Below are 18290 nucleotides of genomic sequence, written 5' to 3'. Positions count from 1 at the left end.
TTGCTGACGGCGAACAGTGAATCATTCACAGCTATTGGCTACTTGCCACTCGCTATTTTTTAAGGCGTGAATATTTCGGGCCAGGATGACTTGCCGTCGAGCGGAAGTATTCTGTTCGGCGCTTTCGGTTGGCTATGCCATTGACCGAAAGATGTGGACGATCCGGCCTCACAGCCGTCGGTCATCGGCGGCAGGTGTCCGAGGAGCCCGCTAGTCGACGAGCGCCGTTCAGGCTCCTTCGCCCGTCTCCGGTGTATACTGTCTATTACGTTCGCCCCGTTATACCCGACGACGAGGTCGAATCGCGGGCACGGGGCCCCGACGGCCAGCATGTGCACAAGGAGCCGACATGACCTTGACTGCCTATAACCAGGTGCCGATCCCCTCGTTCATGTACGGCACGGCGTGGAAAAAGGAGGCGACCACGGCCCTGGTCCAGCAAGCTGTGCGGGCCGGATTCCGCGCGATCGACACAGCCAATCAGCCGCAACATTATGACGAGCCTCGCGTGGGAGAGGCCTTGCGGCTGCTCGCGGCCGACGGCATCTCACGGGAGAGCCTGTTTCTTCAGACGAAATTCACACCCCTGAACGGCCATGACCACCGGATCCCGTACGATCCCACGGCCGATCTGACCACCCAGGTCGCCCAGTCGTTCGAGGGCTCGTTAGCGCACCTTCACACCGACTATCTCGATTCCTATGTTCTCCACGGACCGTATTCGCGGCGAGGCTTGGGTCAGGCGGACTGGGAGGTGTGGGCGGCCATTGAAGGACTCTTTCGGGCAGGGAAAACCAGAATGATCGGCATCAGCAACGTGACGGCTGAACAACTCGCTCTCCTGTGCGAACACGCTACCGTCAAACCTATGGTGGTGCAAAACCGGTGTTACGCCGTGCTGGGATGGGATAAAGAGGTGCGAGAGATTTGTCGAATCCACGGTATCATCTATCAAGGCTTTTCGCTTTTGACCGCCAATCGACAAGTCCTCGTGGATTCGGACGTGCGCGCCATCGCCGCGCGACATGGGACCGGCGTCGCCCAGGTCATCTTTCGGTTTGCCATGCAGGTGGGCATGCTCCCGTTGACCGGCACCACGAACCCGCAACACATGAAGGAAGACCTCCAAGCCGAACAGTTCACCCTCTCTCCGGAAGAACTCGATCGGATAGAAACCATCGCGCTGTAGACCGAACATCCGATGAATGAGACTCCGGCATTCCAGACAGGCCCCTCGGTCCGAGGCACCAAATCAGTCGCCACAAGGCCATGTCATGCGGAAGTCGAGTTCGGACAGATGGCAATGGCGGATATGCCGGTGACAAGGCTACCGGCCGCCTTTTTTGCGAGATCGCTTCACGGGCGCGGTTCGGCTGGTCCGCCGAGACCGACCACCGGCCAGCTTTGCCGGTCTTCGCGCGATGCCAGTCACACCGACATCCTCCACCAGTGCGCGCAACGGCTCCGCCACCGACCAGGCTTGCGCCGGACAGCCGCGCGGTCGGTGCGGCGCTTCCCCGTCGAAGATTTCCGAGACCTGTCCCAGACAGGCCTCGCCGAGGTGTCGCTCGATTCCCTGGAGAAACGCCTGTGCGGTCTTTTTCGCGGCGGCCGTTTTGCCGTGGACCTTGATCCAGGCCGTGAGGAACGGACCCAACAAAAACGGCCAGACCGTTCCTTGATGATACGCGCCGTCCCGCTCCGTCACGCCCCCTTCATAACGGGCGCGATAGCGAGGATCGGTCGGCGCCAACGTGCGGAGGCCGACTGGCGTCAATAAGTGTTCTTGCACGACCTGCACCACTCGCTTCGCCTGCTCATGGCTGAGCAGCCCGTCGTTCAGCGAGACGGCGTAGAGTTGGTTCGGTCGGAGCGACGGATCGTCGCCGTCCGGCCCATCGATCACATCGTAGAGATACCCTCCGGCTTCATACCAGAAACGGGCGCGAAAGGACGAGCTGGCACGCTCGCGATCTTCCCGACAACGGGCCGCATAAGCCGGATCCTCGAACCGTGTCGCCAAGGCTTCCCCGACCGTCAGCGCCCGCACCCAGAGCGCTTGAACCTCCACCGGCTTGCCGTGCCTGGGGGTGACGACCCAGTCTCCGACCTTCGCATCCATCCATGTCAATTGCGTACCGGGCACGCCTCCGACAATCAACCCGTCGGCGTCCATGCGGATACCGTAGCGGGTGCCTCCGCGATAGCCGTCAAGAATTTGCCGGACGGCGGGCCAGGCTGTTTGGCGCACATGACGCTCGTCGCTCGTGGCCTCCAGATACCGGCCGACGGCATCGACGAACCACAATGACGCATCGATCGTGTTGTACTCGGGCTGCCCCTCCGCATCGGGAAACCGGTTGGGAATCATGCCCTGCGACACATGCGTTGCAAACGCCTCGATGATCTGCCGGGCGACGTCGAAGCGGCCGGGAGCCAAACAGAGCCCCGGCAACGAGATGAACGTGTCGCGGCCCCAATCCGTGAACCAGGGATAGCCGGCGATCACGGTCTGCGCTTTGCCGCGCTCGGACAGGTAAGCGCCAGCAGCCGACCAGAGCGCACGGACCAGCGGATTACCCTTGGGCGCCCGCGCCACTGCGCGTGCTCTCCGGCGCTGCTCCTCTTCCGCCAAGGCCGCCACATCCGCGGATTCGATCAACTCAGTGGTCAGAACCATCCAAACCGGGTTGTCCGACGCAAGATGAAACACCAGCTCCCCCGGCGACCACCAGTCCTCTTCACAATCGAGACCGCGTTCCCGTTCGACCGGATAGTGCAAACGTCGATACCAATCCGGCTGATGACGATAGGTCCCGTTGTGCAGAACGCGGACGCTCGGCAGGTCGCTATAGGGACTCCAGCTCACGTGTCCGTCCGCGATCACCGCCTGCGGAAACAGCGCGCCGTTTTCGTGGTGCAAGGCATGGTAATCGCGGCCGGTGAGCATGGGCCGAACCCTGAGCGAGAGCAGTGGACCGGACACGGTCTTTACCTGCCATCGAGCCACGACGGCATCCCGTCCGTGCGGGTAGAAGATCTCCCGCTGCACCGGGACACCCTGTACGTCGAATGTCCACGTCGGCCACGGTTCGGTCGAAAAGCCCGTACATCGTCGATAGCCGTCCGGGTGAACCGCGTCGGGGTAGAGATTGGTCGCCAACGGCACGACCTGGCCGCCGACTTCCACCCATTCTTCGAGATGGTTCACCAGCGCGATGCGATCGACCGGCGGCCGGCGCGCGACCAGCAGCAACGCATGGTACCGCCGCGTGTTGGCACCGGCGACGGAACCGGACGCGAAACCGCCCCGCCCGTTCGTTTCAAGCCATTCGAGACTGAGCGCCCGATCGAGGTCCTGGCAGGTTGCCTTATTCACGCGCATCGTTGGCGGCTGGTCGCTGTTTCCACATATCTCGTCTTCCGTCTCTCGTCATTCGCGAGACACGCTTCATGAAATTATTCCCCGCTTTGCTGAATGAGCTTCGCCACCAACGCCGTCCAGCCAGTCTGGTGGCTGGCGCCGATCCCCGCTCCGTTGTCTCCGTGAAAGTATTCGTAGAAGAGGATCAGATCCCGCCAATGAGGGTCCTCCTGAAATTTCCTTGTGCCTCCGTATACCGGGCGCCGGCCGTCAGGCCCTCGCAGAAAGATGTGCGTAAGCCGGCGCGACAGCTCGGCGGCCACGTGATTCAGCGGCGCCAGGCGGCCGGAGCCGGTGGGATATTCCACCTTGAAGCCATCGCCCAGGTAGTAATGGAACTTTTGCAGCGACTCGATGATCAGATAATTCACCGGGAACCAAATCGGGCCGCGCCAGTTGGAGTTCCCGCCGAACAAGCCGGTCGCGGATTCCGCCGGCTCATAATCCACCCGGTATTCCACGCCCATCACCGAGAGCGTATAGGGATGGTCCCGGTGGTATCGCGACAATGCGCGGATCCCGTAGGGAGAGAGAAATTCCTGCTCGTCCAGCATATAGCGCAGGACCTTCTGGAGCCGCCGGCGATTCACCAACGACAAGAATCGCCGCACGCTACCGTCCAGGCTCTGCGTCTCCACATGCGCGGCGAAATCCGGCCGGTTCTCGATGAACCATTGCATGCGATGCTTGAACCGCGGCAAGCGGTCCACCAACTCAGAGTCCAGCGTCTCCACCGCGAACAGCGGGATCAAGCCGACCATCGACCGGACTTTCAGCGGAACGTTGCGCCCGTCAGGCAGATGGAGGACATCGTAGAAGAAACCATCCTCCCGGTTCCACAACTCGATGTGTTCATCGCCGATGTTGTTGATTGCGCGGCAGATATAGACGAAGTGTTCGAAGAATTTGCTCGCCACATCCTCGTACGCCCGGTTCTCCTTCGCCAGCTCGAGCGCGATCGCCAGCATGTTGAGGCAGTACATGCCCATCCAACTCGTGGCGTCGGACTGTTCGATGTGTCCGCCAGTCGGAAGCGGCGCACTGCGGTCGAACACGCCGATGTTGTCCAGCCCGAGAAATCCGCCTTGGAAAATGTTCTTGCCTTCAGCGTCCTTGCGGTTGACCCACCAGGTGAAATTCAACAGCAATTTGTGGAACATCCGTTCGAGGAAGACTCGGTCGCCCACGCCTTTGCGTTTTTTCTCGATCTTATAGACACGCCATGCAGCCCAGGCATGAACCGGCGGGTTCACGTCGCCCAGCGCCCACTCGTAAGCGGGAATCTGTCCGTTCGGATGCATATACCACTCGCGCAGCATGAGAATCAGTTGTTCTTTGGCGAACGTGGGATCGACGAGCGCCAGGGGAATGCAGTGAAACGCCAAGTCCCAGGCGGCGTACCAGGGATACTCCCACTTGTCCGGCATGGAAATGACGTCGGCGTTGTACAGATGGGTCCACTCGCAATTGCGCCCCTTCAATCGCTCCTTGGGCGGCTCCGGCCCGGCGGGATCGCCCTTCAGCCAGCGGGCGACTTCATAGTGATAGAACTGCTTGCTCCACAGCAGGCCGGCGAAGGCCTGCCGCTGAACCAACCGGGCATCCTCCGAGAGGCCGCTGGGTGCCAGGGCATCATAGAACTCATCGGCCTCCCGCCTGCGCTCGGCGAAGACGGATTCAAAGGCCTCCCATGTCAGCAAGTCGTTCGCCGTCGAATCAGTAAAACGGAGGCGAAGGGTGGCGGTTCCGCCCGGCTCCACGTTCACCACGTAGTGGGCCGACGCCTTCGAGCCGATCTGGTCGGGATTCACCGCGTCCTTGTCGCCGTGCACGATGTAGTCGTTGATACTGTCCTTCACATACCGTGCCCCGTCCGGATCGCCGTAGAGCCGACGCGTGTTCGTTTCGTTTTCCGTAAAGAGCAGTTCCGGCCGGCCCTCGCAGAGCAGGCGCCGATATCCGTAATAGTCGTGCGTGAACTCGATGACGCTCATGTCCCAGACCGGATCGCCTCTGCGAAGCCTGGGGCGCCGAACATCCAGTCCCCACGACCAGGTGTTGCGGAACCAGAGGGTGGGCAAAACCGTCAATTCGGCAGCTTCAGGTCCCCGATTCACCGCCTGAATGCGGATCAACAGGTCTTCCGGCGTCGCTTTGGCGTATTCCACAAAAACGTCGAAGTAGCGATCGTCGTCGAAGACGCCGGTGTCCAGCAGCTCGAATTCCAGATCCTGCCGGCCGCGACGCCTGTTCTCTTCGACCAGTCGGGTGTAGGGAAAGACCGCTTGCGGATACTTGTAGAGATACCGCATGTAGGAATGGGTCGGCGTCGAATCCAGATAGAAGTAATACTCCTTGACGTCCTCGCCATGGTTGCCCTCGTTGCCGCTCAGGCCGAACAGCCGTTCTTTCAAAATCGGGTCGCGACCGTTCCACAGGGCCAAGGCGAAACAAATCATTTGATGCCGGTCGCAGAACCCGGCCAGGCCGTCCTCGTTCCATCGATAGGCTTTCGACCGTGCATGGTCGTGCGGGAAGAATTCCCAGGCGGTCCCGTCAGGACTATAGTCCTCGCGCACCGTCCCCCATGCCCGTTCGCTTAAGTAAGGTCCCCATCGCTTCCAGTGTCGTTCACGACGGGCATCCTCCTCCAGACGTTGCCATTCCGTCATACCTGAACCCGGACTGCTGATCCTCGGCTGAACAGCGCCATCCTGGTGCGCCTTTTTGTCACGAGGGTGCGTCGATCCTCACCGGCCGGCGGCAGGCCGCGCCACGATTGTTTTTTCCAAGATGCTCCTTTCCGGATCATATGCGCAAGTCCTTTCTTTCTCCTTCGTCGTCACAAGACGCGCCGCGAAGGAGGCTTGCTCACGACGAACGTCCACGCCTCTCCCTGCATCGCCTGCACGAGTCCGCCGGAAACGGACAGTAAACTAGGGGAGCCCTTACAGAATGACAGGAGGACCGAGGGGAAGAAGAGTGAGCGCCGGCAGGTGAAGCCACCAGGCCGGATCCAGGGAAACCTAACTCCAGATCACGGTGTCCTGACGGAGGAGATAATCAATGACCTCAATACTGTCTCGGAGTTGCACCTGAGCCTGCTCGGACATTGGGACGACAGCCCCGACAAGCCTGCCGGATTCAAGCTCATCCAGGGAGGGAATTCCATCAACACTGGCTTTTTCGAATTCCGAGCGGTAGCTAGCCACGGTAACGCCTTTCTCCGGTCCTATCCACGGATGTCACTGAGAGCAATTCCAGACCCTTTTCTCTAAAGACCGGCCTCTGAGTGTTAGCATACCATAGGATTTACCTCCGGCCTGGCAATTCGATGGAACCGCTCAATTTCCTGGAGCTTTTCTGGCTGGACACTCACGGAACCGAAGCGATCGGAGCTAGCGCGCCGAGATAGGAAAACCCGCCGACCTTGAGAAGAGGAGTATCCGGCCTGAGGCGAAAGTCGTCCCGGCCCGGATCCACAAAGCGGGGGTCTACCGCCAGATCCGACTCCGCCCGAAGTTCCGGCGCCGGCCGGAGCGAGGCCCCAGCCCACAGATAATCGCCCCCGTTGGCATACAGCGCATTGTATGAAAGCCTCGCCTGACTCGACGGCGCGACCACAAATCCGACCTTATTCAACCCGACGATATTCCCCGTGACTTCTCCCTGCGAGGTCCCCAGAAACGCGACGCCTCCGCCGTTCTTGACGATCGTGTTGCTGATCAGCGCGGCACGGGCCTTATCCATGACGACCACGCCTTCGAACAGGTTGCGGGTGATGACGTTCCGCTCCAACCGCACGTCGGACCGGCCGGCGACCGTCACGCCATGGTCGTTATCATGGATGACATTGCCGAGGAGGACTGCGTGGGCGTCGGCCAGTTGGACCCCTGTGGTCTCGCTTCCGCCGATGGTGCAATGCTCGATGCGCACCTCCCGCACCTGTTGGCCGAACAGCATCCCATTGACGCGAACCTCGCGCAGGACGATCCCCCGACCGTTGAAGATGCCCATTGCATGTCCGCCGTGCTCGTTGATCGTCAGCCCGCTGATTTCGATGTCGGACGCTCCGTAGGGCCACTTGCCGATGTGGAACACCCCGACCCGTTGACGGCCCAGGATCGTCACCCGATCCATCCCGTCCCCGATCAACCGGAGCCGCTCCTTACTATGAATCGTCACATCCTCGCGGTACGCGCCGGCCTTGATCCTGATGGTATCGCCTTTCCCCGCCGCATCGATCGCCGCCTGAATCGATGTGAATTGGCCGCTGCCGTCCTGAGCCACCACCAAAGTGCGGAAAGATTCCGTCTCCTCCGCCCCGGCGGCTAGACCGACGCGGACGAACAACAGCAGCGCCGATATCAGCATGCCGGTTCGACCCATGACTCGCATGCTGAGGGTGATACAGGGAAGAGCGTCCGGGAGTCAATGGTCACTTTCAGCTTTTCCCTTCGCCGCTCGCCCAACCATTCTGCTACCCGATGACCATTAAACTGTGACGCCTGATCGCTTGGATCTGGCGTCCTTGTAGCGGTCATTTGGCGCATGCTAGGCTCCCTCCCATGATTGTGGTGGGATTGACAGGCGGTATCGCCACGGGAAAAAGCACCGTGGCGCGGCTGTTTCAGGAATGCGGTGCGGCGGTGATCGACGCGGATGTCTTAGCCCGCCAGGCCGTCGAACCGGGCAAACCGGCCTGGCGCGACATCGTGCGGACATTCGGCAAGGGAATCCTCAACTCCGATCGCACGATCAACCGCCGCGCCTTGGGGGCAATCGTCTTCCGTGCACCCGCCAAACTCCGCCGGCTCAACGCCATCGTCCACCCGCGCGTCGCCAGAGCGCAGGCGCGGCTTGTGCGGGAGATCGCCCGCAAGGACCCGGACGCTGTCATCATCTACGACGTCCCGCTCTTGTTCGAAGCCGCCGCGCACCGACGTATGGACAGGGTCGTGGTCGTCACCGCCGATCGAAAGACCCAGATCGCCCGTTTGCAACAGCGGAATCATTTGACGCGCGCCGAAGCCCTGCGCCGGATTCGAAGCCAGATGCCGTTGGGGAAGAAGACGAGCCGGGCCGATTACGTGCTCGACGGCACCCTGCCGATGGCGCGGCTCCGCCGGGAAGTGGCGCGGATTTTCGAACACTTGCGGCACAGCGCGTGAGGACGCCCCTTTTCGCTTCCCGATCGGCTGTGTTACAGTCCTTTCATGGTTCGTAACGTCGCGATCATTGGATCGGGACCAGCCGGGCTGACCGCCGCCATCTACACGGCGCGGGCCGCTCTGTCCCCCTTGGTAATCGAAGGGTGGCAGGCGGGCGGGCAATTGACGACGACGACCGAGGTGGAAAATTACCCGGGGTTTGCGCACGCGATCATGGGTCCAGAACTCATGAAGGAGATGCGGGCTCAAGCGGAGCGGTTCGGCACCGAGTTTCTGACGGGCGATGTCACCGCCGCGGATTTCAGCCGCAGGCCGCTCAGGCTGACAGTGGATGGGGAGCAGACCATCGAGGCGAAAACGGTAATCATCGCCTCCGGCGCCTCCGCGCTCCACCTCAATCTTCCCAACGAATCCCGCCTCTTGGGCCGCGGTGTTTCCACTTGCGCCACCTGCGACGGCTACTTCTTCCGCGGTAAAGAACTGGTGGTGGTCGGAGGCGGCGACAGCGCGATGGAAGAAGCTATCTTCCTGACCAAGTTCGCCACCCGCGTCTTCGTCGTCCATCGTCGCGACAAGCTCCGCGCCTCCAAGATCATGCAAGACCGCGCCTTCAAGAACGACAAGATCACCTTCATCTGGAACAGTGTCGTCGAGGACATTCTCGGCGATCAGGTCGTCACCGGCGTCAAGCTCCGCAACGTGGTGACCGGCCGGACCTCGGAGCTCGCCTGTGCCGGCGTCTTTGTCGCCATCGGCCACAGCCCGAACACCGGAATCTTCAAAGGCCAGATCGAGATGGATGCAAAAGGGTACATCATCACCCGAAACGGCACCGCGACTAGCGTGCCGGGCGTCTTCGCCGCCGGCGATGTACAGGACTCCAGGTACCGCCAGGCCGTCACCGCCGCCGGCTCAGGCTGCATGGCCGCGATGGACGCCGAGCGCTATCTCGAATCGCTCGGTGAGTGAAGCGCCGTCCGCGAACCTCACGAGAGACGCTTCATCAGACAGATACGGGTGATGAGTCGATGCGCTGCGCGATCCTCCACTATCACGAGCTGGCCCTAAAGGGGCGGAACCGGTCGTTCTTCGAGCAGCGCCTGGTCCGCAACCTCCGCCTGGCGCTCAAAGATCTCGGCGTCAGACGGGTCGACGCGTTGCCCGGCCGCATTCGCGCGATCCTTCCCGATACGCTTCCCTGGGAGCCGGTGAAGACCCGCCTCTCGCATGTCTTCGGCGTCGTCAACTTCTCGCTGGCGCAGTCAGTCCCGTTGGATCTGATCCATCCGAATCTCGACGCGCTGAAAATCGCCGTCGCCGACGAAGTGCAGGGGCTGGCGTTTCAGACGTTTCGGGTCACCGCCAAGCGCGCCGACAAGCGCCTGACGCTGACTTCAATGGATGTGGAGCGGGAGCTGGGCGCCTACCTATGCGCGGTGACGGGCAAGAAAGTGAATTTAACGAAGCCCGACCTGACCGTCTATGTCGAGCTGCTCAGCTCGGAGGCGTATTACTCCGTGAAGAAAGAAGTCGGCCCTGGCGGCATGCCGACGGGCGTGAGCGGCAAGGTCGCGTGCCTGATATCCGGCGGCATCGACTCGCCGGTGGCGGCCTACCGCATGATGCGGCGGGGCTGCCAGGCGGTTTTTGTCCATTTTCACGGGCGGCCGTTCGTCAGCCGCGCGTCGGAGGAGAAGGTGCGCGAGATCGTGGAGCTGCTGACCCGCTACCAACTGTATTCACGGCTGTATCTGATTCCTTTCGGCGAGATTCAGCGCCACATCGTGCTTGGCGCGCCAGCCGCCTATCGGGTCGTGCTCTACCGCCGCATGATGCTGCGCATCGCCGAAGAACTCGCGAGGCGGGACCGGTGCTGGGCGCTCATCACGGGAGACAGCTTGGGACAGGTCGCGTCGCAGACGCCGGAGAACCTGACCGTGGTCCAGGAAGCGGCCCACCTGCCGATCCTCCGCCCCCTGATCGGCATGGACAAGATCGAGATTACCGAACAGGCGCAACGCATCGGGACCTTCGAGACCTCCATCGAACCGGATCAGGACTGCTGTCGGCTGTTCGTCCCACCGCATCCCAGCACTAGGGCCGATCTCGACCAGATCCGCAAAATCGAGCGCGGCTTCGATCTCGACGCCCTCGTCAAACAGGGTCTCGGCAAAGCGGAACTCGTGGAAGTTACCTTCCCTGCGCAGCCCGTTCGACCGCCTTTTCCCTGACCAGCCGGAAGTGCGCCTCCAGCTCGCGGCGGAGCGAGAGCGCGACGAGCCAGTTCGGGACCACCATGTCCACCTCCACGATCAGCTCGAAGTCCGCACGCGTCCGGCTGCCGTCCCCTTCCGGCGCGAGCCGCCAGGTGCGCTGATATCGTTTGAAATCGCCGCCCAACAAGGTGGTCAACAATCCCCCGTTCGGCAAGGCGCGCGATTCGCAGAGGAGCCGGCGCTCACCCGGCAGCAGCGCGTGCCGGATGCGGAGATCGGTGACGGCCCGTCCGTCCCGCCATTCCACATTTATAAGACGCATGCGGACCTCGAATAACTCAGGCCATCGGGCGTAATCGGTCAGAACCGCCTGTAAGATCGCCGGCGCGACAGGAACCCCGATCGTGGCCGTCGCCCGGACGCCCACGGCCGGATCGGGCCGAACATCCAGCGCGCGAACGCCCTCGGTCGCGATCGAGCTCCCGGCGGGCGACGCCCGCGCGGCTGAGGGACCGGTCCCGCAAAGCCCGAGCATCAGAACGGCTGTCACAGCCACAGCGGGTCTGCGCATGGGATTATTTTTTTACAGTGAGAACGCCGTACGTGACACGTCACGCGCCAACTATCGTCTCTCGCAAGATCGAGGTCCGCCGAGCGCGGGCAGGATCTCGTCCGCTCCCAGCGTATTGACGACGTCGGCAGGCGAGAGTCCACCCTTGCGGGCGACGCTGACGCCGAACGGTACATCGCGGAGGCCGTCGGTCGCGTGGGCGTCGGGGTTGATGCTGACCTTCACGCCTTGCGCCTTGGCGTAGGCGCAAAGCCGCCAGTCCAGATCCAACCGGTGAGGGTTGGCGTTGATTTCGATGACCTTGCCGTGTTGCCCGGCCGCTTCGATCACGCGTTTCATGTCGATCCGGTAGCCCTCGCGAGACAAGAGCAGGCGTCCAGTTGGATGTCCCAGCATCGTGACGTGCGGATTGGACAGGGCCCGCAGCACCCGCGCTGTCTGTTCTTCCTCGGAGAGGTTGAACCGGCTGTGGACGGAGGCGATCACGAAATCGAACCGCGCGAGCACCTCATCCGGATAGTCCATCGAGCCGTCGGCCAGGATATCGGCCTCGATGCCTTTGAAAATCGCAATGCCGGTCACCCGCTTCCGCAATGCGTCAATGGCGGCGTGCTGTTCCCGAATCCGATCCTCTTGAAGACCGTTGGCATAAAAAGCCGACCGGCTGTGATCGGAGATGCCGATGTATTGATAGCCCAGCGCTTTGGCCGCGGCTACCATGTCCTCGAGCGAAGCCGAGCCGTCGCTGTAGGTCGTGTGGTTGTGAAAGACGCCTCGGATGTGCCGCGGCTCCACAAGCGGGCCGAGTCTGCCGGCCTCCGCAGCCTCGATTTCCCCCATCCCTTCCCGGAGTTCCGGCTCGATGAACGGCAGGCCGACCGCGTCATAGAGCGCCGCCTCGCAATCGGCTCGAGGGGCCAACTCGCCCGCCTGCGGATCGAGATTCCATTGCACCCCCCGACGCGCGGCGCGCGCCGCGAGCATGTCGAGATGCGCCCGACTGCCGGTGGCCGACAACAGCATGTGCGCGGTGATCGCCGGCGTCACGGACACGATGATTGGCAGGCCCAGGCCGGATGTGCCGCAGACGACGGCCCCTTCCCGGCTCACGCCTTCCACACCTTCTATCCGACCGAGCGCCTCCAGCACCCCGTCCGGCCGCTCCGCCGCTGCCAGCAACTCAATCGCCCGAACGACCTCCATGCGCCGCCGGATTTCCCCGACCACTTCCACCTGCCCGATCCCAGGAGACGCCGCGAGCCATCGGACGACCCGGTCCGCCTCGCCGAGGACGTTTGCATAGAGGTGATATCCTCGCCGCTTCTTAAGCTGGAGAATCCCCTGCATGATTTTCTCCTGCGTCTTTTGCCCGAAGCCCGGCAAGCCGACGAGGCGATTTTCCACGCAGGCGTACTCCAGCTCGCCGACCGTGGTGATCCCCAATTGTTGCCAGACGGCCATGATCTTCTTCGGCCCCATGCCGGGAATCGCCGTCATTTCCAGCAGCCCCTCCGGCACGCTCCGCTTGAGTTCCTCGTAATACCGCAGCCGCCCGGTTCTAACCAACTCCGTCAGCTTTTCCGCCAGCGCCGCCCCGATGCCCTTCAGTTCCCGGATCCGGCCGGAGGCGACCAACTCCCCGATGTCCTCGGACAGGGCCTCGATCGTGCGCGCTGCGTTATAGTAGGCGTTGCTCTTGAACGGGCTTTCGCCTTTCAGCTCCAGCAACAAGCCGATCTCCTGGAGCATCGCGGCGATCTGGCGTTTGTCAATCATCGGAATTGGGCAAGTAGCGCGGGCGATTCTCAACCTCCTGGCCCGTCGCCCGGGTGTCCGGCTGATTCTACGCGCAGTTCCCATTGGCTGCAATGGAACGGAATGTGATAGGATCGCGCTCATGCCATCCGCCGGTCCCGCAAGCCGCATGCGATCACGCAGCATCCCGCTGGCGTCGGCCGTTTTGCTGGGGGTCGTCCTGCTCGACCTCGCCGCCGCCCAGCCGCTTGAGGAATCCACTGCCACGACGGAGTTGTCCTGCAATTTCGGCATGGGCAAAGGCGAAACCAAGCGGAGTTGCCGGGTTCCGTTTCCGGCGGGCTGCATCGTCGCGAATTTTCCTGGCACGACCATACCGTGGGCCACCATCTCGAAGGGCGGCCGGACAAAGTGCCGGTTCGACGAGAGCCAGACGGACTGGAAGACCCGCATCACCGGCACCTGCGGACGCTGTACCTCCCCGCAGTGCTCGGCTCAATTCAGCGTCCGCTTCGACTGTTCGAAACGGTAGCCACATGTCGCTCGCGGCGGCGATCAAACGTGAGGCCCGTGCCCTGGGCTTCGACGCGGTCGGCATCTGCCGGGTGGATGCTGACGATTCGAACTTCGAGATTGGAACTTCGCCGGCGGTTCCTCAATCGGCATCTCCTCTTCTTCCTGATCTCGGAACTTCGAACGTCCAACAGCGAACGTCATTGACCGACCTGCTTTACCGGCGCTTACGCGAATGGCTCGATCGCGGCTACCACGGTGTGATGGCGTGGATGGAGCGCGCGCCGTCCAGGCGGGCCGACCCTCGCGAGGTCTTGCCCGGTTGCCGCTCCATCATTTCCGTCGGCATGAACTATTACACGGACCACCGGCCGGACGAGAGCCCCGGTCACGGCCGGATCGCGCGCTACGCCTGGGGCGCGGATTATCACCAGGTGCTCGGTGAGCGGCTGGCGCGGTTGGAGGCACGCATCAAGACCCTGGCGCCGGAAGCCCGGACCCGCTCCTACGTGGACACCGGACCGGTGATGGAAAAAGCCTGGGCCCAGCAGGCGGGCCTGGGCTGGATCGGCAAACATTCGAACCTCGTCTCGGCCCACTACGGCTCGTGGCTCCTGCTCGGCGAGATCCTGACGACACTGGAGCTGGACCCCGATGAGCCCGCGACCGACCTTTGCGGATCCTGCAGCCTCTGCGTGAGAGCTTGTCCGACCGGTGCCATCGTGGAACCCTATGTCGTAGACGCCAGGAAATGCATCTCCTACTTGACGATCGAATTGCGAGACTCGGCGGAGGCGATTCCGGCCGAGACGGCGTCCAAACTGGGCAATCGGATTTTCGGCTGCGACGAGTGTCTGGACATCTGCCCGTACAACATGAATGCGCAACCGACCTCCGAACCGGCCTTCCAGCCTTCGCCGCTGACCCTCGCGCCCGTCCTCGCGGACTTGGCGGCGCAACACGAAACCGATTTCACCGCGATGTTCCGCCGCAGTCCGATCCGGCGCGCCACGCATGCAGGGTTTCTCCGCAATGTCGGCATCGCGCTCCGCAATAGCAAGCAGCAAGTCGCATGCAGCCAATAGCTCGTTATTCTTCCTTTCCCCTTCACCGCTCGCAGCCACTTCTCCTGCTGCTTCGATAAATGGTAGGCTATAGCGGGATTCCACCCTGGAGCAGCCGGTTTATCCGAATCCGGACACGCCATGCGTCCCCCCACGCTCCTCGTCATCGAAGATGAAGAACGCATGCGGCGCCTGTTGGAGTTGGTGCTCAAGCCCGAGGGCTATGACCTGGTCCTGGCCGGGAGCGGCGAAGAGGGCATCACGCTCATCGGCGAAACGCAGGACTTCGATGTGATTCTCACCGACCTGCAACTCGGCCATGTTTCCGGCCTGGATGTCTTGGAGGCGGCGAAGAAAACCGTGCCCGACGTCCCCGTGCTGATCATTACCGGGTACGGCACCGTGAAGTCGGCCGTCGAAGCCATGCGGAAAGGCGCTTACGACTACATCTGCAAACCGGTCGACAACGAAGAGTTGAAAATCGTCATCGCCCGCGCGCTCGAGTTGCGGCGGCTGTCCCGAGCCAACCAAGCCCTCCGGGCTGGCCTGCAGGAGCGGTTCGGCTTCGACCGGATGGTCAGCGTCTCTCCGCAAATGGCCCAGTTGAAACGCCTGGCAATGGAAGTCGCCAAGACCGACGTCACCGTGTTGATCACAGGCGAAAGCGGCACCGGCAAGGAACTGCTGGCGCGGGCCATTCACCTCGCCAGTCCGCGCGCGCAAGGGCCGCTCGTGGCGGTCAACTGCGCCGGCTTTCCCGAACAGCTTCTTGAATCCGAACTCTTCGGATACGAAAAGGGCGCTTTCACCGATGCGAAAAAGTCTAAGCCCGGGCGCTTCCAATTGGCGGACCGCGGCACCTTGTTTCTCGACGAAATCGGCGAAATGAGTCCGGTCGCCCAGGCGAAGCTCCTCCGGGTGCTGGAGACGCATCACGTGGAGCCGCTGGGTAGCGTGCGCAGCCTCGCCGTCGATATCCGGGTTATCGGCGCCACGAACCAGGACCTGTCCGAGCTGATGAGGAACGGGCGGTTCCGGGAAGATCTGTTCTATCGTCTGAATGTCTGCCACCTGCACATCCCCCCGTTGCGGGAACGTCGGGAAGACATCAAACCCATCCTGGAATCGTTTCTGGACGCCGCCGGGCGCGAGCGGGGGAGCCGGATCCGCAGCGTGTCGCCCGACGCACTGAGGCTCCTCCAAGCATACGACTGGCCCGGCAACGTGCGCGAGCTTCACAATGTGGTGGAGTGGATCACCATTACTTGCAAAGAGGGCGAAATCACACCGGACCACCTGCCGCCGTCACTGAAAAGCGCACAGCCGGCCGCCAAAGGGGCCAAGGAGCCGCTGTCCCTCTTATCGCTCGGCCTGTCCGTGGAAGAGGTGGAGAAAGCCATGTTGCAGGAGGCCCTCAAAAAAACCGGCGGCAACATCTCCGAAGCCAGCCGGCTGCTGAAGGTCACACGCAACACGCTCCGGTATCGAATGGCGAAATACAACCTCAAGTGAGGCGTCGTGCGTCTCTCGTCTCTGGTTGCGAGAGACGCGCACGCGCGCGAGGCACGGTATGGTCGGAGCAGGCGGCCTGCAAAAGAAGTTTTTCATCGCCCTGCTGATCGTCGGCATCGTGCCCGGCATCGCCGCCCTGATCGCCACCTATCAGTACAGCACCTATACGCTCAAGCACTCAATCGGCAGCGGATTCCAGGAGATTGCCCGCTCGACCGCCATCCGCATCGCGGCGGCGGTGGATCAGGAAATCGATCGCGCCGAACGGTTGGCGCTCGTACCCGTCCTGGTCCGGGGAGTCGTCCAAACGGCGAACCAGCGGTACGCCGGCAAAAGCGACGCCGAGGTCCGCCGCATCCTGGCCGACGGGGAAACGTTCTGGATGCGAACCCGGTTGCAGGGCGGTCCACCCGAAGTAGCCCAGACGACGGCCTATCTCCAGAATTGGGCGCGGCAGGCGAACTATTACGTGCGCGTGGTGATCGCGGACAGCCGAGGTGCGGTGGTCGCGTCCACCGATCCTGAGATTCCGTATCACAACGCCGACCAGGAATGGTGGCAGGAGGCCTTCGAGGAAGGAGCGGAGGCAGCCTATGTCAGTTCCTTGCGGTTCGACGGCCGGCTGAACGAATACGTCTTCGACGTGGCGGTCGCAGTCACCGACGAGGAGGAGCACGAACCGATCGGCGTGGTGGGACTGGTGATCAGACGCGACGTGCTGATGAACACCATTCTCCCCATCCACGTCGGGCAGACCGGCCACGGCATGTTGCTAGACACGGAGGGCACGCCGCTGATCTGTCCCGTGCTCCCGCCCACCGCGCACTTGATTCATGACGCGTTGCTGAATCAACTCGTCCGCAACGAACCCTTGTGGCTCGTGGCGGAGGACGATGCCCACGGCGGTCATCAGTCCATTGTCGGCGCGGCGCCGGTCCGCTTCAGCCACAAGTTGACCACGTCGAGCCTCGGCGGAGAACGGTGGTTCGCTTTCGTCCGCCAACAGCCGGAAGAGACCTATGCCCCTATCAATTCGATGCTGTTCACCGTCGGACTTATCGGGTTCGGGCTGGTGGTGGGGTTGGCCTCCATGGGATTCGTCGTCGGTCGGCGTATCGTCGGCCCGATCCTCGCGCTCCGGCGGGAGGCGGAGGCGCTTCGCCGTAACGTCGCCGCCCTCTTCGAGGCAACCCCATCACCGCCGCTCGAGAACAAACCGTCGGCGGACATCCGCACCGGAGACGAGATCGAGGCCCTGTCGACGACGTTCCACGCCATGAGGACGGCGCTCGAAGACAGCCTGCGCACCATCAAATCCCAGCAAAGCGAACTGATCAGGCGGGAGAAACTGGCCTCGGTCGGCCAACTCTTGGCAGCGCTCGCCCACGATCTCCGAAATCCGCTTGGCGTGATTCGCAGCTCGGCCCAACTGGTGCTCGAAGAACGTCAGGATGAGGCGGTGAAGCAAGAGGTTGCCAGATACATCGTCGATGAAGTGGATCGGCTCACCCACCGCATCAACGACTTTCTCCGATACGCCCGTCAAAAGCCGCCGGAGCTCAAAGCAGTGACGGCCTCCGCCCTGGCCGAAGCGGCGCTGTGGCAGTGGAAGGCGCAGGGCGGGCACGAACGGATCACGCTTGACACCCGGTTTGAAGAACATCTGCCGACCCTGTACGTCGACCCCGAACAAGTCAAGGAAGCGCTCGTCAACCTTCTGATCAACGCACGCGAGGCCATGCCAGACGGCGGGCGTCTCACCGTGACGGCGCGCCGCGGCGACGAGGATTCCGTCGAGATCGAGGTGGCCGACACAGGCTGCGGAATCCCAGAGGCCAATCTCGGCCGCATCTTCGAGCCCTTTTTCACGACGAAGGAATACGGCACCGGCCTGGGGCTGACCAACGTGAAACGGCTGGTGGAGGACAACGGCGGAACGCTGACGGTGACGAGCGAAGAAGGCAAAGGGAGCGCGTTCACGGTCCGGTTCCCGGTGACCAGGAAGGGATAAAAAAGAGGTAATCACCTGTTTCTGCGCTTGAGGTTCCAGACCCGCGCGGACTA

At 62.4% G+C, this 18290-nt stretch carries 13 protein-coding genes; 8 read left to right on the top strand and 5 right to left on the bottom strand.

What is annotated here, in order from left to right; genetic code table 11:
* The first annotated feature begins 349 nt into the window (after positions 1-349).
* The gene (locus ACWHTU_RS05720) at positions 350-1189 is read left to right on the top strand and encodes an aldo/keto reductase family protein (RefSeq protein WP_447862350.1); all 840 of its coding nucleotides are present in this window, start codon (positions 350-352) and stop codon (positions 1187-1189) included.
* Between the two features lie 138 nt (positions 1190-1327).
* On the opposite strand, the gene ACWHTU_RS05715 is transcribed toward ACWHTU_RS05720, so the two are convergent.
* The 3 genes from ACWHTU_RS05715 to ACWHTU_RS05705 all read right to left on the bottom strand — a co-directional run bounded on the left by ACWHTU_RS05715 (position 1328) and on the right by ACWHTU_RS05705 (position 7813).
* Positions 1328-3385: an amylo-alpha-1,6-glucosidase gene (locus ACWHTU_RS05715; protein WP_447862348.1), complete on the bottom strand. Its 2058-nt coding sequence runs from the start codon at positions 3383-3385 to the stop codon at positions 1328-1330.
* Between the two features lie 74 nt (positions 3386-3459).
* Positions 3460-6096, bottom strand: a complete 2637-nt coding sequence (locus ACWHTU_RS05710) for an MGH1-like glycoside hydrolase domain-containing protein (RefSeq protein ID WP_447862346.1) — start codon at positions 6094-6096, stop codon at positions 3460-3462.
* 703 nt (positions 6097-6799) lie between these two features.
* Positions 6800-7813, bottom strand: coding sequence for a right-handed parallel beta-helix repeat-containing protein (locus tag ACWHTU_RS05705; RefSeq protein WP_447862344.1), 1014 nt, complete (start codon positions 7811-7813; stop codon positions 6800-6802).
* Between the two features lie 179 nt (positions 7814-7992).
* Here ACWHTU_RS05705 and coaE point away from each other — a divergent pair, with 179 nt between their 5' ends.
* The 3 genes from coaE to thiI are packed head-to-tail and all read left to right on the top strand — an operon-like array spanning position 7993 to position 10826.
* On the top strand, positions 7993-8595 hold the full coding sequence (gene coaE, locus ACWHTU_RS05700; protein ID WP_447862343.1) for a dephospho-CoA kinase: 603 nt from the start codon (positions 7993-7995) through the stop codon (positions 8593-8595).
* Between the two features lie 45 nt (positions 8596-8640).
* Positions 8641-9564 (top strand): thioredoxin-disulfide reductase, encoded by a 924-nt coding sequence (gene trxB, locus ACWHTU_RS05695; RefSeq protein ID WP_447862341.1) that lies wholly within the window; start codon positions 8641-8643, stop codon positions 9562-9564.
* Between the two features lie 59 nt (positions 9565-9623).
* On the top strand, positions 9624-10826 hold the full coding sequence (gene thiI / locus ACWHTU_RS05690; RefSeq protein WP_447862340.1) for a tRNA uracil 4-sulfurtransferase ThiI: 1203 nt from the start codon (positions 9624-9626) through the stop codon (positions 10824-10826).
* On the opposite strand, the gene ACWHTU_RS05685 is transcribed toward thiI, so the two are convergent.
* Together ACWHTU_RS05685 and polX are read right to left on the bottom strand one after the other, a co-directional pair.
* Positions 10786-11382, bottom strand: coding sequence for an SRPBCC family protein (locus ACWHTU_RS05685; protein WP_447862339.1), 597 nt, complete (start codon positions 11380-11382; stop codon positions 10786-10788). The genes thiI and ACWHTU_RS05685 overlap by 41 nt on opposite strands.
* 51 nt (positions 11383-11433) lie before the next feature.
* On the bottom strand, positions 11434-13158 hold the full coding sequence (polX, locus tag ACWHTU_RS05680; RefSeq protein WP_447862337.1) for a DNA polymerase/3'-5' exonuclease PolX: 1725 nt from the start codon (positions 13156-13158) through the stop codon (positions 11434-11436).
* A 148-nt stretch (positions 13159-13306) separates the two neighbouring features.
* Between polX and ACWHTU_RS05675 the strand changes: the two genes are divergently transcribed.
* The 4 genes from ACWHTU_RS05675 (at position 13307) to ACWHTU_RS05660 (ending at position 18237) form a co-directional block, all read left to right on the top strand.
* A complete protein-coding gene (locus ACWHTU_RS05675; RefSeq protein ID WP_447862335.1) occupies positions 13307-13669 on the top strand; it encodes a hypothetical protein in 363 nt (120 codons plus the stop codon).
* A 4-nt stretch (positions 13670-13673) separates the two neighbouring features.
* A complete protein-coding gene (gene queG / locus ACWHTU_RS05670) occupies positions 13674-14735 on the top strand; it encodes a tRNA epoxyqueuosine(34) reductase QueG (RefSeq protein WP_447862333.1) in 1062 nt (353 codons plus the stop codon).
* A 120-nt stretch (positions 14736-14855) separates the two neighbouring features.
* The gene (locus ACWHTU_RS05665; protein ID WP_447862332.1) at positions 14856-16226 is read left to right on the top strand and encodes a sigma-54-dependent transcriptional regulator; all 1371 of its coding nucleotides are present in this window, start codon (positions 14856-14858) and stop codon (positions 16224-16226) included.
* Positions 16227-16284: 58 nt separating this feature from the next.
* On the top strand, positions 16285-18237 hold the full coding sequence (locus ACWHTU_RS05660) for a sensor histidine kinase (protein WP_447862330.1): 1953 nt from the start codon (positions 16285-16287) through the stop codon (positions 18235-18237).
* Positions 18238-18290 lie beyond the last annotated feature (53 nt).

This window comes from Nitrospira calida (genome assembly GCF_976986435.1).
The sequence above is the reverse complement of the archived record's forward strand: the minus strand, read 5'-3'. Positions and strand labels throughout refer to the sequence as shown.

What these genes read in the sequence shown, in the direction of transcription:
- coaE (WP_447862343.1), top strand. Translation starts at nt 7,993, where the DNA reads ATGATTGTGGTGGGATTGACAGGCGGTATCGCCACGGGAAAAAGCACC.
- ACWHTU_RS05665 (WP_447862332.1), top strand. Translation starts at nt 14,856, where the DNA reads ATGCGTCCCCCCACGCTCCTCGTCATCGAAGATGAAGAACGCATGCGG.
- ACWHTU_RS05720 (WP_447862350.1), top strand. Translation starts at nt 350, where the DNA reads ATGACCTTGACTGCCTATAACCAGGTGCCGATCCCCTCGTTCATGTAC.
- ACWHTU_RS05710 (WP_447862346.1), bottom strand. Translation starts at nt 6,096, where the DNA reads ATGACGGAATGGCAACGTCTGGAGGAGGATGCCCGTCGTGAACGACAC.
- queG (WP_447862333.1), top strand. Translation starts at nt 13,674, where the DNA reads ATGTCGCTCGCGGCGGCGATCAAACGTGAGGCCCGTGCCCTGGGCTTC.
- ACWHTU_RS05685 (WP_447862339.1), bottom strand. Translation starts at nt 11,382, where the DNA reads ATGCGCAGACCCGCTGTGGCTGTGACAGCCGTTCTGATGCTCGGGCTT.
- ACWHTU_RS05705 (WP_447862344.1), bottom strand. Translation starts at nt 7,813, where the DNA reads ATGGGTCGAACCGGCATGCTGATATCGGCGCTGCTGTTGTTCGTCCGC.
- polX (WP_447862337.1), bottom strand. Translation starts at nt 13,158, where the DNA reads ATGATTGACAAACGCCAGATCGCCGCGATGCTCCAGGAGATCGGCTTG.
- thiI (WP_447862340.1), top strand. Translation starts at nt 9,624, where the DNA reads ATGCGCTGCGCGATCCTCCACTATCACGAGCTGGCCCTAAAGGGGCGG.
- ACWHTU_RS05675 (WP_447862335.1), top strand. Translation starts at nt 13,307, where the DNA reads ATGCGATCACGCAGCATCCCGCTGGCGTCGGCCGTTTTGCTGGGGGTC.
- trxB (WP_447862341.1), top strand. Translation starts at nt 8,641, where the DNA reads ATGGTTCGTAACGTCGCGATCATTGGATCGGGACCAGCCGGGCTGACC.
- ACWHTU_RS05715 (WP_447862348.1), bottom strand. Translation starts at nt 3,385, where the DNA reads ATGCGCGTGAATAAGGCAACCTGCCAGGACCTCGATCGGGCGCTCAGT.
- ACWHTU_RS05660 (WP_447862330.1), top strand. Translation starts at nt 16,285, where the DNA reads ATGGTCGGAGCAGGCGGCCTGCAAAAGAAGTTTTTCATCGCCCTGCTG.